This window comes from Nocardia sp. PE-7, assembly GCF_030486425.1.
Classification (GTDB): Bacteria; Actinomycetota; Actinomycetes; order Mycobacteriales; family Mycobacteriaceae; genus Nocardia; species Nocardia salmonicida_A.
The window spans coordinates 529,773-543,516 of the sequence record NZ_CP129614.1 but is presented as its reverse complement, the minus strand read 5'-3'; the positions used below and the strand labels follow the sequence as shown (position 1 = coordinate 543,516).

The following is a 13,744-nucleotide window of genomic DNA, read 5'->3' as shown; positions in this document are numbered from 1 at the left end:
TACTACTCGAATTCCTGATTGAGGTCTACGCCGCGTCGACGGAACGGGAACCCGAACGCGGCACCGATTCCCAAGGCGGCCAACAGGAACAGCGATCCCGCGATCGCGACCTGTCGCGGTCGCGAATCCGGTTCCGGCGCCGCGTACGGTTCGGCGATCGGATGGCCGACATCGGCGCCCTTGCTCGGCGGTTCGGCGGACAGCGGCGCGGTGAGCGCCGCGGTCGGGTCGATCAGACCGGCGCCGATGGCGTCGTCACGTCCGCGCCCCGGCGCGTGCGCGGTGCGGGTGATCCGATCGATCACCTGCTGCGCGGACAGTTCCGGATAGCGTGAGCGGATCAGCGCTGCCAACCCGGCGACATACGGTGCGGCGAAACTGGTTCCGTCGATCGGCTGCACGCCCTCCATCGTCTGCACGCCGTCGACCAGCCCGGTGCCGCCGGGCCTGCTGTCCAGCGACACGATATTGCGGCCGATCGCGGCGGCCCCGACCCACGGCCCGCGCAGCGACAGCGCCGAAGGCTGGCCGTCGGCGTCGACCGAACCGACCGAGAGCACGTAGGGGGCGAACCAGGCCGGGGACGGGACCGTGGTCACCGAACTCCAGCCGGACCCCTCGTTCTGGTTCTGGCACGGGCCGCCCTGCTCCACATTGCCCGCTGCCGCGACGACCACGACATTGCGGTCGTAGGCGTACTTCACGGCGGCGCCGAGCGCGCCGTCGGCGGTATTGGAACCGGCTGCGGTGCAGGCTACTTCGGAGATGTTGATCACGGTGGCGCCCATGTCCACCGCGCGCACGACCGCGCCGGCGAGGGTGAGCACACTGCCGTAGCCGTCGCTGCGCAGCGCACCGTCCTCCTTGACCGAACCGGCCCGGTCCTTGCGGTCGTAGGCGAGGCTGAGCTGGCGGATGGCCAGGATCTCCGCATCCGGGGCCACTCCGACGAACGCGTCCTCGGGTGCGGGCCGGGCGGCGATGATGCCCGCCACCAATGTGCCGTGGCCGTCGCAGTCGACGGTGCCGTCGGAATCGCTCACGTAGTCACCGCCCGCCTGCAGCGCGGGCAGGCGCGGATGCCGGTTGACGCCGGTGTCGATCACGGCCACCTTCTGACCGGCCCCCCGGCTGAACTGCCAGGCCGAGGGCAGATCGAGAACCTGTTGCGACATCGGCGGTTCGAGCGGCGCGTTGCCACGCAACACCGGTTCGGCACACAGTTCGCGCTGTTCGGTCGCCTCGAGTGGAGCCGGTCTACCGCTCAACGCCAGCGCGGCGTCGAGCGCGCCCGGATCGATTCGCGGCGGGGCGATGGCGCCCGCGGGCATCGGGAACCCGGCGACGGTGCCGAGCACGGTCGCCGCACAGGCGAGCCGCAGCACCGCACGACGCATGGCTGCGGCGGTCATATGTTGCGGGCGGTCGAGTACACATCCATGACCCACAGCGCGAGCGGGATCATCGTGATGATCAACAGGTACTCGAAGATCTCGATCATCCGCCTCGTCACCGGCGTCACTTCGACATGTGGTCCGATGACGCCGAACCCCACAACACCGCCCGCGGTCGCCAACAACAGTGCCACCGCCACGAATTCGAGCGAATCGTGGCCGAGGCCGAGCCCGGTCAGCAGCGCGAGCAGGGTGAGCGCACCGGCGGTGATCAGCGTGGCGGCCTGCACCAGATCGGCGTAGGAGCGCCCGCGCAGACACAGCACGATCGCCGCGACGGCCGCGAGTGCGACGCCGCCGGAATGGAACGAGCCGAACGGATCGGCCGCGCCGACGGCGCCGATCAGCGCGGCGAGCGCGCACGCCACGACGAGACCGGTCTGGATCTGATTCGCGACCCTGGCGCGTTCGCCGAGCCCGGCCGCCGAGGGCAGCGCGATCGCACCGACCGCACCGACGCCCTCGATGGTCGGGCGCTGTTCGTGATCGGCGGGGTCGATCGCCCCACCCGCGGTCGGTACCGGCGGAATCGGCAGCCTGGCCGCCACCGCGGCCAGGCGTGGCACCGACGACAGCAGCATCACCGCGGCCACGAGTACCCCGGCGAACAGCTTGGCCAGCCCCGGATGCCAGATCAGGTAGATCACACCGACCACCGCGCCGAACACACTGAGAGTGATCGCGGCAGCGAACAATCCGGCGCCGATTCCGGTCACCCGATACCCGATCACCGCGGCGACCAGTAGCACCACGCTGCCGAGCAACAGGCTGCCCGCACCGAGAGGCCCCGGCACCACCAGCGCACCACCGCCGAGCATCAGCAGCAGCGCGTCCAGCGAAAGCCAGTTCGCGGTAATCGAATCCGTGAATTTTCGCGCGGCGATACCGGCCGCGGCCGACGCGGCGATCCCGGTGCCGAGCAGCGCCAACGCGGGCGCGAGCGGATCGGAGTCGGCGCGTGAGACGACCAGCAACGCGAGCGCGGCGATGATCGACACGGTCGCCAGCACGAGCCCGGTCCAGCGGGCCGCGGAGCCGGACCAACCGCGGAATTCGCCTGCGGTGAGCCGGGATACGGCGTCGATGACGTCGTCGAACAGCGCGGGCGACTCCTTGCGGGTCACCGGGCTCAGTACCAGCAGCTCACCGTCGTATACCTCGGCCTCGGTGAGTGTGCGACTGGGTGCGAGGGGGTCTTGGCCGAGTCGCGCCAGCGTCCAGTGCTGGGCGCGGACGGGGGCGGAGTCCTCGTCGCCATCCGGCAGGCGGGGATCCCGCGACCGGATCAGCGCCACCAGATCACCGATGAATCCGGCGATCGGTACCGTGGCGGGTAGACCTATGTCGAGCTGCGTATCACCCCCGATCACTGAAACTCGGCATAGTTCGGGCTCATTGCCTAACAACGTCGACACCAGTGATGAACTCTCAGTCGTAGCTGACTACTTCCGTTGCGACCACACGGCAGCGTTACCTAATCTAACGGACAGGGCAAACCGGCGCGATCGAAGTCTTGCCGCCGGATTGAACACCAGTTGTCCATCAAAGGAAGATTTCGGGGTCCGACACCACATGCCAGACATTCGCCAGGCTCAGCGTGCCTTCGACGCGGGCGTCCTCTCGCTCGGTCTGTCCATCGACGGTCAGGAGTCCGCGCGCGACGAGGAGTACGCGAAGCTGGCCTTCCAGCGCGCGACGGAATGGGATTCGTCGATGTGTGACGCGTGGCTCGGCCGCGCGGCGGCCGGCGAGGTGACCAAGGAGGTGCTGTTCAATCTGCATCGCACCAGCCTTGATTCGCTCGGCCGCGAGCAGCGCCGGATCGGCCTCGCACCGCGGGCCATGGCGGGCCGCTTCCTGCCCGGGCTCTACATCGACTACCCGCTGGCCGGACTCACCGAGATCTGGCTGGCCTGGGCATCGCAACTGATCGCCGATACCGACTACGACCAGGCCGAGCAGGTGCTCGATGAGCTGGCGAAGCTGCGCGCGGGCCGCGGCGACGACCCCGACAAGCAGATCGATGATCGGATCAGCGCCTACATCCGCGGCATCCTGCACTACAACACACAGCGCTGGTCGGATGTGATGACCGTGCTGGCGGGCTCGGAAAGCTGGAAAGACCCCTATCTCGCCACCGGTGCGAATGTCATGGTCGGCACCGCGTGCGCGCAGCTGGGATTGTTCGGTGAGGCGATCCGGCGGATGGAACAGGCTGAGGCTGGCCCGATTCCGTCGGCCAAGTTCACCGCCATGTACAACCGCGGCCTGTGCCTGCGGGAATCGGGCAACGAGGCCGAGGCCCAGAAGCTGTTCGAGCAGGTCTATTCGCAGCTGCCCGATTTCGCGGCCAACACGACGGCGATGCGCGACCGCACCTTCCGGATCGTGGTCACCAGCCGCGAGGTGATCGACGCGCGCACCGACAAGTGGGATGCCAACTCGGCCCCGACGCTGGCCTCGATGAACGAGGCCGCCGCCGAGGACCGCGCCAAGACCGTGCTCGCCGAGGCACGCGCGCAGCTCGACAAGCAGGTCGGACTCGCCTCGGTGAAGAACCAGGTGGCCAAGTTGCAGTCCTCGGCACAGCTGGCCAAGATCCGCGCGGGCAAGGGCCTGTCGAGTCAATCCAGGGGCCAGCACCTGGCTTTCACAGGTCCGCCCGGTACCGGTAAGACCACCATCGCGCGGGTGGTCGCCAAGATCTATTGCGGTGTCGGATTGTTGAAGACCGACAAGGTGGTCGAGGCCAAACGTGTCGACTTCGTGAGCCAGAACCTCGGCGGCACGGCGATCAAGTCCGAGAAGCTGATCGACAGCGCGATGGACGGGGTGCTGTTCATCGATGAGGCCTACACCCTGATCCAGACCGGCCTTTCCGGCGGCGACGCGTTCGGTCGCGAGGCGGTGGACACCTTGCTGGCGCGGATGGAGAACGATCGCGATCGGCTCGTGGTGATCATCGCCGGGTACGACGGCGAGATCGACCGGCTGCTCGCCGCCAACGACGGCTTGGCCTCCCGGTTCGCCAAGCGCCTGCAGTTCCCGTCCTACACCGCCGCCGAGCTCGGACAGATCGGCGAAATCGTGGCGAACAGCCGGGATTCGCAACTGTCCCCGGAATCACTGGCCACCCTGATCGAGACCTGCGACTACCTCTACAACCTGGAGAGCACCGATCAGAGCGGGCAACCGCGTCGCGGTGTGGACCTCGCCGGCAACGGCCGCTTCATTCGTAATGTGATCGAGTCGGCGGAGGAGGAACGCGAGTTCCGGCTGGCCAATACCGACGGGCTCGACCTGGCCGAGGTCGACGACGACGTGCTGATGCGCATCGAGGAGCCGGACATGCGGACCGCGCTCGCCGGGATCGTCGCCACCCTCAATATCGGGCAGATTCCGACTCTGAGCTGAACACCGAAAAGAGCGGGGCCGACCACGGATTCGTGCCGGACCCCGCTTTTCGGCTATTTGCTGGCAGAGGGCAGCGAATCGTAGCTGGTCAGTGCATCTTTCGCGGACAGGGTCGGGCCGGGGACGAGCTGTCCGATGATCGACCACGGCGCGAGCTTCGGCTTGGCGCCAAGGCCGAGCACCGCGGCCGTCGCGGCATCCGGGATGCCGTAGCGAATGCCGTTGTCGGCCACATAGAACAGCGATTCGCGCCGCAGGCTCCCCGGCTCGACCCCGGTGACCTGTACGTATTCCCCGGTGCTCGGCGCCAGGTATACCGCGTCCATCCGGTTGCCCGAGCCGTCCGCGGTCGCGAGAGTCACCGGCTTGGCCGCGGCGGCCAGCGGCAGTTTCGTTCCGGCGAGCAATGTCACCGTGGCGCGTTCGGTGGGCCCGTCCACCGATTTGCCCTGTGCGGTGGCCTCGCCGGGATCCTTCGCCCAGTTCACGCAGGCCACGGGGGCGTCCTCGGCGGACAGGATGCGCGGCTTGTGTTCGGGAAAGGCGTCGATCGGCAGGGTGTGCAGGATCGGCATCCGGTCGAGCACATCCGGTGCCAGCTCGGCGATCTCGCGCATGCCCCGCGAATCGGCGTTGCGCAGCAGGTCGGCGGTGAACTGTGAGACCCGCTGCACGCCGTCGGCCAGCACCACGTACATCGTCTCCCGGCCCGCGGCCTCGACGCCTGCCACCGCGATGATGCCGCCGATGGGCACATTCGACAGTTTGCCGGGCCCTGGTTCTCCCGCGCGGTCGATGGCGGGCACGGCCAGCGGCGGGGCCTGGGTGGTCGCGCCGAGCACCGCGCTGCCGATCGGGCGGACCTGCTGACCGGTCAGGCCGAGGGTGCGGGCGAGCACCGAATTGTTCGGGTCGACCTCGGCCCGTGTCCCCTGGTACACGAGGTAGGTCTTGCCGTCGTGGCGCATCAGCATGGCGTCGTCGGCGCCGACAGCGCCGATCCGGTCGCCGGTCTCCGGCTTGCCCACGATGGCCGTGGTAAGGCCGCCGCCCGCGCCGGACGCACTACCCGCGGCCGAGAGCTGCGTGGTCTCGCACAGCGTCCAGTTCGAGCTCGACCCCTGCTTGGAACCCGGCATGGCCGCCGGTGCGCCGGGAATGCCGAGCAGTGGACCGCGCGGCAGCGAACCGAGCTTGTCGTCCTTCACCGATTTCGGTGCTTGCGCGTCGCCGGCGATGAGCCGAGCCGAGGCCAGGTTGAGCACCGGGTGGAGGGTCTTCACGCCCTCCTCGGCCTCGACGACCACATACATGGCGCCGCTCTGCTTCCCGGTGACGATCAGTGCGTCACCGATAGCGCCCTGCGGTTTGAGGAAGCCGAGGATGGCCGCGCCCGCCACGATGATCAGTCCGAGGACCGCGCCGACCATCAGCGACCGGCTCTGCGACTTCATCGGATCGTGCAACATGCGCACGTCCCGGCGGACCAGAGCATGGTCGAGCCTGCGTAGCAGAAAGCGATAACCATTGACCTGGGCTTTGGTTGTCAGCTGTGCCGGCACAGGGACTCCATTGCTGAGTTGATCACCATCTCGTCGGACACGGTACCGTAAATCCGGAACTTGTCCTTCACCATGATTCGACGTATGCCAAGCAGGGACAACGATTTTGAACAACAGTATGAACGCCGGGGAAACCGGCAGCGCACATGTCTACGACACCCTGCGTGACCCGGAATTCTGGTTGTTCCGGATGTACCCGCTGCGTGCGTGTGTGCCGACCGCGATACTCGCGGCGATCGTGGCCTGGATCGTGCTGGCGACGACTGATTCGCTCTACGGCGCGATCGGCGGCGCCGCTGCTGTGCTCCTGATCGGGCTGGTGCCGATCCGGCGACGGCCCCCGGCGGTGCGGATCGGCGACTGGTCGGCGCGCCGCCTGCGCGGCCGCGCCGACACCCTCGATCGAGCGCCCGCGTTCGACGTGCCGCTGCCGGAGGGCGGCGGCTGTGGGGTGCGCTGGGACGGCGATCTGCTGCTCACCATGCTGCGGATCGATCCGCCGCCGGACACCCTCACCCTGCTGCGCCGCGGCTCGCTCAGTGCCGACCAACTGCTGCCGCTCACCGAAGTGGCGCGCTGCCTCGAGCAATTCGATGTGGGGCTGGTGAGCCTCGATGTGATCTCCACCGGCGCGCGGACCGCGGGCACCGGCGCGGCGGCACACCTGTACAACCGGATTCTCGGCCCGCTGCCCGCCATCGCGCACCGCACCTGCTGGCTCGTGCTGCGACTCGACCCCGTGGCCAACGCGACGGCGGTGGAAAAGCGGGGCGGCGGCGCGACCGGTGCGTTGCGCACCATGATCATCGCCACCCGCCGGGTCGCGAATCGGCTGGCTGCCCATGGCATCGACACCGCGGTGCTCACCGCGACCGAGATGAACAGCGCGGTGCGCGAACTGGCCTACGGCTTCGATCCGCTGCGGTTGACCGAGTCGGCACACGGTCTCGAGTCCGAGTTCGGCCGACACCTGACCCACTACCAGCTCACCGCACCGATGATCGGCACCAACGGACTGGCCGAGATCTGGTCGCTGCCGACCCTGTCGACCACCGTCACCCTGCGGCTGCACCCCGGCGCGCGCCGGACCGGCCGTGCGGACGACAAGGCGGGAACCGTCGTGCTCAACGCCGTCGTACGCTTCGATTCGACCGAGCCCTACGACAAGGCGCCGATCGCCGGGCTGCGTGAGCTCCCCGGCAGCCAGCGCCGAATCCTGCTCGACACCTTGCCCATCGGTGCCGCCGATGACCTCGGTGGCCGCGACGGCTACCGAGGCACCCTCACCGCGCTCACCGACATCGCCGTGCCGACCACCGGCTGCGGCCAGCTGATCGGCGCCGACGAACGCGGCCAGGGCATCGCGGTGCCACTGATCGGCGCGGGTACTCGCCATGTCGACGTGATCGGCAATCTGGATCTGGCTCAGCAGGTGGTCCTGCGGGCCACCGCACTCGGCGCCCACGCCGTCGTCCACACCTCGCGCCCGCAGGCGTGGCAGTCGATGGTCGCCAATCTGGCTACTCCCCAACTACTCTCGATCGCCCCCCGCGCCGCGGGCGCGACCCCGCAGACCCCGCCCGGCCCGCCGCCCGTCCCCGCGGCCCCGTACCCGACCACGACGGTCCTGGTGTTCGACGGCATCGCACCGACCGCCCACCTCGGCGGCGCGACCGTCGTCGAAGTCCGCACCGCCGAACGCGATCCGGACACCCTGCCGCCCGACGTGACCCTCGTCCAGGACCCTTACGCCCCGAACCGGATCACGGTCCGCACCAGCACCGGCAGCGCCACGGTCTCAATGGTGACCACACCGGACGAAATGCACTACATCGGCGAATCACTGGCTTCCCGCTGATTCGCGCAAGACAACGCCAGCGCGTAACCAAGCCGAACGCTCACAAACCCGACCCCGCACGGGCCGACCTCGAGGAGGCCCACGCCCGCGCAGCGGGCGTAGCGGCCCGGCCACCCGAAAAACGGGGCGGGACAAAGTGCCGAAGGCACGAGTCCCGCCCCGTTTTTCGGGTGGCCCATCAGGGGCCGCGCTCGAGCGCGCCAGCGCTCCGACAAATCAGAAGTCGGCGAAACCGTCGCCGACTTTGCCGTCGGCCTCGAGCGCGCGGTTGAGCGCGGCCTCGACCTGAGCGGCCAGCTTGTCGAGCTTGTCGAGCGTGTCGGTCAGCTCGGTGGTGACATTCTTGTGCGCGGTGTCGAAGGTCGAGATCGCCTGGTCACCCTGCAGGTTGTTCCGGAAATCCGAAGCGGCGCCCTCGAGTTCGTCGATCTCGCCCTTCATCTTCCCGCCGTAGTTCTGCAGGTCGCTGAACAGCTCGTTCATCGCCGCGGGATCATAAAGAATGGTCATAGCTGTAGTTCCTGTTCGTATCGCAGTCGCGGTCAGAGGTTGGTGAGGCTGCCGCCACCGCCGGTGGAACCACCACCGGACAGGCCTTGGCCGTCCATGTTCACCAGGGTGGACTTACCGGTGCTGACCGCTTCGGTGAGCCGGTCGAACTTCTTGTTCAGTGCATCGGACTCGTCGTGCCAGGCCTGAGCGACCTTCACGAACTCGTCGGAGGCGTCACCCTTCCAGCCGCGGAGGACGGCCTGGGCCGCGTCATCGATCTGGGCGACCGACGTGCGGAGGTTGCCGATGCTGCTTTCGAGCTTGGAGACGACGCCGTCTACGCCGCCGGCTTCTACACCTACTGGTCCCTGAGGGGGCATATGCCGAACCTTTCCTACTTGATGGTTGAAACGAGAGATGGCTTAATCTGGCCGCCACCCCCCACCGGGAAGCCCCTCGAGGAGCGCACCGATTGCCTGCGTGAGGCGGTGATCGGTGCCCGGCGTGATGGTCGACCACACCTGCCCGTCGGGCGCCGTCATCGGCGCTACGACGATCCGGCCGCGCGCGGTGTCGTACACCGCGACCGCGCCAGGGGCTCGGGTGGTCAGCCCGTCTTGGTGGACTACAGCGACGATCTCGGTGTAGCCACGGCAGGTGCCGAAGGCCGCGCCGAGCACGGTCGCCTGGTGCGCGTCGATACCGAGCGCATACATCGCGTCCACGTACTGGGAAGTTGTTTCGGCCGCGTCGAGGCGCGCCGCGAGATCGTCGGCCGCGACACTCACCGCGGCTACCTCGGCGGGCGCGCAGGTCGGCAGCGCGGCGAGCAGCAGGCGGGCGAGTTCACGGTCGGATCCGTCGATGGCGTCGGTGGCGATCTCGAAGGTCTCGCCGGTGCGGACCGCGCTGGCGTGACCGGAACCACGCCGGGCCAAGCAGATTCGCCGTCGGCCCTCGTCGCCGTAGCTGCGGGCGACGAGTTCGGCATCGGGTTGGGCCAGTGTGTACAGCGCGCCTGCCAGATCGGGCTCGACATCGCCGTAGGTGTCGAAGATGCCGGTGGCGGTGAGGTCGGCGACCGCGGCGTCGCGGGCCGCGCGCCAGGCGTCGAAGGAGTCCTGGCGCGGGCCGACGGCAAGCACCAGTGGCAGGGTCTGCACACCGAGCCGGTCGGCGACGGCGAGCAGCGCGTCGTTGGTGAGCGTGGTCATGCTCGGCCCTCCGCGGTGGCGGTGCCGCCGGTCTGCGGGGCGGCGCGTTCGGCCACACCGAGTACCGCCGGAGCGGCCTGGATCTCGCCTTCGGCGACCAACTGGTCGGATTCCTCGTAGGCCAGGCCAGCACGGGGGAAGCGGGCGGTGGAGTCCTGGCCGCCACCGTGGGCCATCGCACCGGGGACGAGCGGCGCGGACTGCCCGGCGGGAGTGGTGGTGACCGGCGCCGACTGCGTCGTGGCACCTACCGTGGTCGTGGACTGCACGAAAGTGGGTGCGCGGTAAGCGGTTTGGACGGGCGCCGGCAGAGACGGCAACATGCCGAGACCGATCGCGCCGATCCCGGGCATCGCCCCGGCGCTCGGCGTCGGCGTCGCGCTCTGGCCCGACTTCTCACCGGTCAGTGCGGCTTCCGGGGCGATCGGCGGTGGCGGCGCGTGCAACCACGGCGTCGCCAGCGGTTCGGTGGCCGCCTCGTAGCTGCGCATCACCCGGGAGGCAACGGCTTTGGCCACGTCGGCGTCGGCATCGGTCTGCGCCGCGATCGCCTTGATCGGCGCGCCGAGCGTGGTGCCGACCTGTTCCAGTGCCTGCTGCATCGCCGTGATGGCGGCGATGTCGGCGGTATCGGGCATGGCGATGGCCGCCACTTCGTAGGCGAGGACCTGGGCCTGCATCCTGGCCGCGTTGGCGGTCGCGGCCGCCGCGGTCTCGAGCAACCACTCGCGCAGCGTCGAGATCCGCTCCCACACGAGCTCACTGCTTCCGGACTTCCAGGAACCACGCAAGCTCTGCAGCACCTGCTCGTAGTCGAGCACGGCCGCGCCGAAAGCCGCGGCGAGCCGCGTCCAGGCGGCGGCCGCGTCGGCCATCGGCATCGGTCCGGCACCGGTGGTGAGGTCGGTGGCGAGCTTGTCCGGCTCGCGCGCCTCCCACACCACTCCGGTGAAGCCGGGCTGCGGTGGTTCGATCATTGTCCGTTGAAGCCGCTGGTGTTGTCGGTCTCCATCTGGTCGAACTCGCTGACCTGCGCACGCAGGGTGGCGGCGAGCTTGTTCATCTCGTGCGCACCTGCCTCGGCGCCGGTCAGGTAGTCGTCGGCGACGCCGTTGGCCGTGTTCGCGGCGCGCACCGACACCTCCTCGGCACCGGCCGGGGCGACGTGCAGCGCCGGGGCGACAGCGGTCAGTTCGGTGGTGAGCCGGTCGGCGATGCCGTCCAGCGCTGCCGCGGCTTTGCTCGCCGCGGCCGCATCGAATTCGAAGGTGTTACTCATCTGCCACTCCTGTCATGGTCGTGCCGCGTCACAGTGAGAGTTCTTTGTCCGGCGGCGCATCGGTGACCACCGGTTCGGCGGCGCCGACGACCGGGGTCGCCACCCCCGCGATCTGGCCGACGACTTCGTCGCCGTGATTTCCGGTGACCAGTTGTGAGTGCACGGCCTCGTTGCCGCCGCCCTCCACCGCGCGCGCCATCGGCATGCCCGCACCGGCGCCACCCATCGGCATCATTCCCGGCGACGAGCCGCTCGCCGATGCCGTGGTCATATTCGCCCCGCCGGACGTGGTGCCGCCCGCGCCGCCGACCGCGCCGGTGGCGCCGACGGTGGACAGACCACCACCGCGACCGCCCTGCCACGGGCTCAGCGGTGACGATGCCGCGCCCGCGCCGCCGATCGCACCGACCCCACCGATCGCGCCGCCACCGCCGCCACCGCCACCCGCGGCGGCCAGCTCGTCGGCGGATTCCTCGCCCGTCGCGGAGATCTCGGTGCCGGTGGTCGTCGAGTCGCCGGTGGTGGTGGTCGACAGCGAACTCACCTGCTCGGCAAGGGAACCGAGCGAGGTGACCGCGGTGCTCGCGGTACTGATCAACGGCGTGATCAGGCTCATCAATTGGCTCAGGGACTCGCTGCCCGCATCGACACCGGACGGCGCGTTGGTCACCTGGACCTTCTCGCCCGCCTGTGCCATCTCGCCGCTGCGCGCCACCATCTCGGCCTTGGTCTCGGCCGTGATCGCCAGGCCCTCGGCCATCGCCTCCATGGTCGCCGCGATGAGCACCGCCTGACCACCCGGCGTCATCATGTAGAGCGGAGCGAGCGCCAGGGTGGCCGAGTAGCGGGCGATCACGGCGGACAGCTTGGCGCCACCGACGGCGACATTGCCCGCGGCCTGGGCGAGCACGCCCTTCTCCTGAGTGCTCTGCGTGGCGAGCTTGGCGCCGTCGGCCTGCGCCGCGGTCGCCTTGGTCGTCGCCTCCGTCGCCGCGGCGCTCTGCCACAGCTGCATCACCGTCTGCAGCGCGGTCGAGCCGAGCGACATCACCGTCTCCAGCACCGAGGTGATATTCGTCAGTGCCTCAGCGGGATTGCTCGACGTGCCGGTGCCGGAGGTCGCGCCGGTGCCACCGAGCGCACCGGTGCCGAACGCGGAGGCCAACTCGGTGAGCGGCTGCATCAGCGCCGTCAGGTCGATCGTCGGCAGCGCGGGCATTTCCGGCAGCTGGATGAACTCGGGAAGCTGCGGCAGCTGCGGCAACCCCATCGAGCCGAGCACCTGACTCACCGGCTGGTCGAGCATCGGCGCCAGCGAACTGCCACGCAGCAGCTCGAGCACAGTCGGATCGACCGACGCTGCCGCGCCGGCCGAATCTCCCCCGGGATAAGTCATTGCTACTGATCGACCGCCGAGAGACCCAGCTTGGACGCTCCGTCGGCGCCCTCATAGGTAGCGGCTGCCTGGGTAGCGGTCAACGCGGTGCCCGCGTGCACCGCGGCCAGCTGGGCCATCGAGCTGAGGTGGTTGGCCTGCGCGTACGCGAACGACATCAGGAATTCCTGGCCGATCAGGCCGAACACGGGCACCGCGGCGGCCATCGTGGCGACCTGGTCGACCGCGCCTGCCTGGGCGACCCCCGCCGCCATCGTGGCCGAGGCACCCGCGTACGCACGAACTGCGTCTGGAACTACCGCAACATGATTCATGGCTATCGTCCAATCTCGAAACAGCCCATGGTGTTTCGTTACTTTATCTACCCGTCTGACCCTGACACCACACAAATATGCGGTGAAGGTCAGTTGAATCTCACGTACCTGTCCGGTTGTATGCCGTCACCAGCTCGGCCCGCTCGCCGAGAGCACGGTGCGCGGCCGCCCGCGTGGTCTGTAGCAGCACGCGCTCGAACTCGGCCGGTGACAACTTGGCGATCGCCGCGCCGAGCTCGAGCCCGACCAACGCGCCCGCACCGTCGACGGTGGCCGTCACCGCGCCGTCGGGCGAAATCTCTTGCGCCCGGATGTCATTGGTCGCGTCGGCCAGGTCCTGCAGCCGATAGAGCTGCCCCCGCACCTTCGAGATCAGCTCGTCCATGGTCTCGACCATCGCCTCGTCCTCCCCTCTTCGCTCGCTAGACCGACCGCAGCCAGCTGTCGGGCTCGGTGTCGTATTCCTGCTCCTCGACGATCTCCGCCGCCGCGACCTCGGCCTCGGTCGGCAGTCCCGTCGCCGCGAGCAGCGCCGGGTCGAACCCAGCCTCCGCCAGCTGATTACGCCGCGCCAGACCCGCCCGCTTGGCCGACTTCTGGCACAACCGCAGGATCTCGGCGGCCAGCTCGTCCGGGTCGCGGCGCAGCTGTTCGCGATCCACCGTGATCCCCACCGGCAGTCCCTGCTCGGTGGTACGCACCACGATCGCGCCGGTCACCGACGATGCGCTGAACTCGGTCGGAAACTCCTCCACGACTGC

At 69.0% G+C, this 13,744-nt stretch carries 14 protein-coding genes; 2 read left to right on the top strand and 12 right to left on the bottom strand.

From position 1 onward, the window contains the following. Positions 1 to 2 precede the first annotated feature (2 nt). Positions 3 to 1,412, bottom strand: a complete 1,410-nt coding sequence (gene mycP, locus QX204_RS02465; RefSeq protein ID WP_301904986.1) for a type VII secretion-associated serine protease mycosin — start codon at positions 1,410 to 1,412, stop codon at positions 3 to 5. Next, positions 1,409 to 2,824 (bottom strand): type VII secretion integral membrane protein EccD, encoded by a 1,416-nt coding sequence (gene eccD, locus QX204_RS02460; RefSeq protein ID WP_301904985.1) that lies wholly within the window; start codon positions 2,822 to 2,824, stop codon positions 1,409 to 1,411. Before eccD ends, mycP begins: the two co-directional genes overlap by 4 nt. Positions 2,825 to 3,026: 202 nt before the next feature. Between eccD and eccA the strand changes: the two genes are divergently transcribed. Then, a complete protein-coding gene (gene eccA, locus QX204_RS02455; protein ID WP_301904984.1) occupies positions 3,027 to 4,868 on the top strand; it encodes a type VII secretion AAA-ATPase EccA in 1,842 nt (613 codons plus the stop codon). Positions 4,869 to 4,921: 53 nt separating this feature from the next. Here the strand turns inward: eccA and eccB are convergent, their stop codons facing one another. After that, on the bottom strand, positions 4,922 to 6,430 hold the full coding sequence (eccB, locus tag QX204_RS02450; protein ID WP_301904983.1) for a type VII secretion protein EccB: 1,509 nt from the start codon (positions 6,428 to 6,430) through the stop codon (positions 4,922 to 4,924). Positions 6,431 to 6,548: 118 nt separating this feature from the next. Here eccB and eccE point away from each other — a divergent pair, with 118 nt between their 5' ends. Continuing rightward, complete coding sequence (gene eccE, locus QX204_RS02445) at positions 6,549 to 8,288, top strand: type VII secretion protein EccE (RefSeq protein ID WP_301904982.1); 1,740 nt, start codon at positions 6,549 to 6,551, stop codon at positions 8,286 to 8,288. Positions 8,289 to 8,504: 216 nt separating this feature from the next. On the opposite strand, the gene QX204_RS02440 is transcribed toward eccE, so the two are convergent. The 9 genes from QX204_RS02440 to QX204_RS02400 form a co-directional block, all read right to left on the bottom strand. Beyond that, positions 8,505 to 8,798, bottom strand: coding sequence for a WXG100 family type VII secretion target (locus tag QX204_RS02440; protein WP_301904981.1), 294 nt, complete (start codon positions 8,796 to 8,798; stop codon positions 8,505 to 8,507). Positions 8,799 to 8,830: 32 nt separating this feature from the next. Further along, on the bottom strand, positions 8,831 to 9,160 hold the full coding sequence (locus QX204_RS02435; RefSeq protein WP_301904980.1) for a WXG100 family type VII secretion target: 330 nt from the start codon (positions 9,158 to 9,160) through the stop codon (positions 8,831 to 8,833). A gap of 42 nt (positions 9,161 to 9,202) precedes the next feature. Further along, a complete protein-coding gene (locus tag QX204_RS02430; RefSeq protein ID WP_301904979.1) occupies positions 9,203 to 9,994 on the bottom strand; it encodes an ESX secretion-associated protein EspG in 792 nt (263 codons plus the stop codon). Further along, the gene (locus QX204_RS02425) at positions 9,991 to 10,971 is read right to left on the bottom strand and encodes a PPE domain-containing protein (protein ID WP_301904978.1); all 981 of its coding nucleotides are present in this window, start codon (positions 10,969 to 10,971) and stop codon (positions 9,991 to 9,993) included. The genes QX204_RS02430 and QX204_RS02425 overlap by 4 nt, the downstream gene beginning before the upstream one ends. After that, positions 10,968 to 11,273: a PE family protein gene (locus QX204_RS02420; RefSeq protein WP_301904977.1), complete on the bottom strand. Its 306-nt coding sequence runs from the start codon at positions 11,271 to 11,273 to the stop codon at positions 10,968 to 10,970. Before QX204_RS02420 ends, QX204_RS02425 begins: the two co-directional genes overlap by 4 nt. Before the next feature lie 28 nt (positions 11,274 to 11,301). Beyond that, entirely contained in the window at positions 11,302 to 12,669 is a 1,368-nt protein-coding gene (locus QX204_RS02415; RefSeq protein ID WP_301904976.1) for a hypothetical protein, read from the bottom strand. Positions 12,670 to 12,671: 2 nt separating this feature from the next. Continuing rightward, positions 12,672 to 12,923, bottom strand: coding sequence for a type VII secretion target (locus tag QX204_RS02410; protein ID WP_301904975.1), 252 nt, complete (start codon positions 12,921 to 12,923; stop codon positions 12,672 to 12,674). 160 nt (positions 12,924 to 13,083) lie between these two features. Further along, positions 13,084 to 13,380, bottom strand: a complete 297-nt coding sequence (locus QX204_RS02405) for a YbaB/EbfC family nucleoid-associated protein (RefSeq protein WP_301904974.1) — start codon at positions 13,378 to 13,380, stop codon at positions 13,084 to 13,086. A 25-nt stretch (positions 13,381 to 13,405) separates the two neighbouring features. Continuing rightward, on the bottom strand, positions 13,406 to 13,738 hold the full coding sequence (locus tag QX204_RS02400; protein WP_301904973.1) for a hypothetical protein: 333 nt from the start codon (positions 13,736 to 13,738) through the stop codon (positions 13,406 to 13,408). Positions 13,739 to 13,744 lie beyond the last annotated feature (6 nt).

Coding starts and splice junctions, on each gene's coding strand:
- mycP (WP_301904986.1), bottom strand. CDS start 1,412: ATGACCGCCGCAGCCATGCGTCGTGCGGTGCTGCGGCTCGCCTGTGCG.
- eccA (WP_301904984.1), top strand. CDS start 3,027: ATGCCAGACATTCGCCAGGCTCAGCGTGCCTTCGACGCGGGCGTCCTC.
- eccE (WP_301904982.1), top strand. CDS start 6,549: ATGAACGCCGGGGAAACCGGCAGCGCACATGTCTACGACACCCTGCGT.
- QX204_RS02440 (WP_301904981.1), bottom strand. CDS start 8,798: ATGACCATTCTTTATGATCCCGCGGCGATGAACGAGCTGTTCAGCGAC.
- QX204_RS02435 (WP_301904980.1), bottom strand. CDS start 9,160: ATGCCCCCTCAGGGACCAGTAGGTGTAGAAGCCGGCGGCGTAGACGGC.
- QX204_RS02430 (WP_301904979.1), bottom strand. CDS start 9,994: ATGACCACGCTCACCAACGACGCGCTGCTCGCCGTCGCCGACCGGCTC.
- QX204_RS02425 (WP_301904978.1), bottom strand. CDS start 10,971: ATGATCGAACCACCGCAGCCCGGCTTCACCGGAGTGGTGTGGGAGGCG.
- QX204_RS02420 (WP_301904977.1), bottom strand. CDS start 11,273: ATGAGTAACACCTTCGAATTCGATGCGGCCGCGGCGAGCAAAGCCGCG.
- QX204_RS02415 (WP_301904976.1), bottom strand. CDS start 12,669: ATGACTTATCCCGGGGGAGATTCGGCCGGCGCGGCAGCGTCGGTCGAT.
- QX204_RS02410 (WP_301904975.1), bottom strand. CDS start 12,923: ATGGCGGCGGGGGTCGCCCAGGCAGGCGCGGTCGACCAGGTCGCCACG.
- QX204_RS02405 (WP_301904974.1), bottom strand. CDS start 13,380: ATGGTCGAGACCATGGACGAGCTGATCTCGAAGGTGCGGGGGCAGCTC.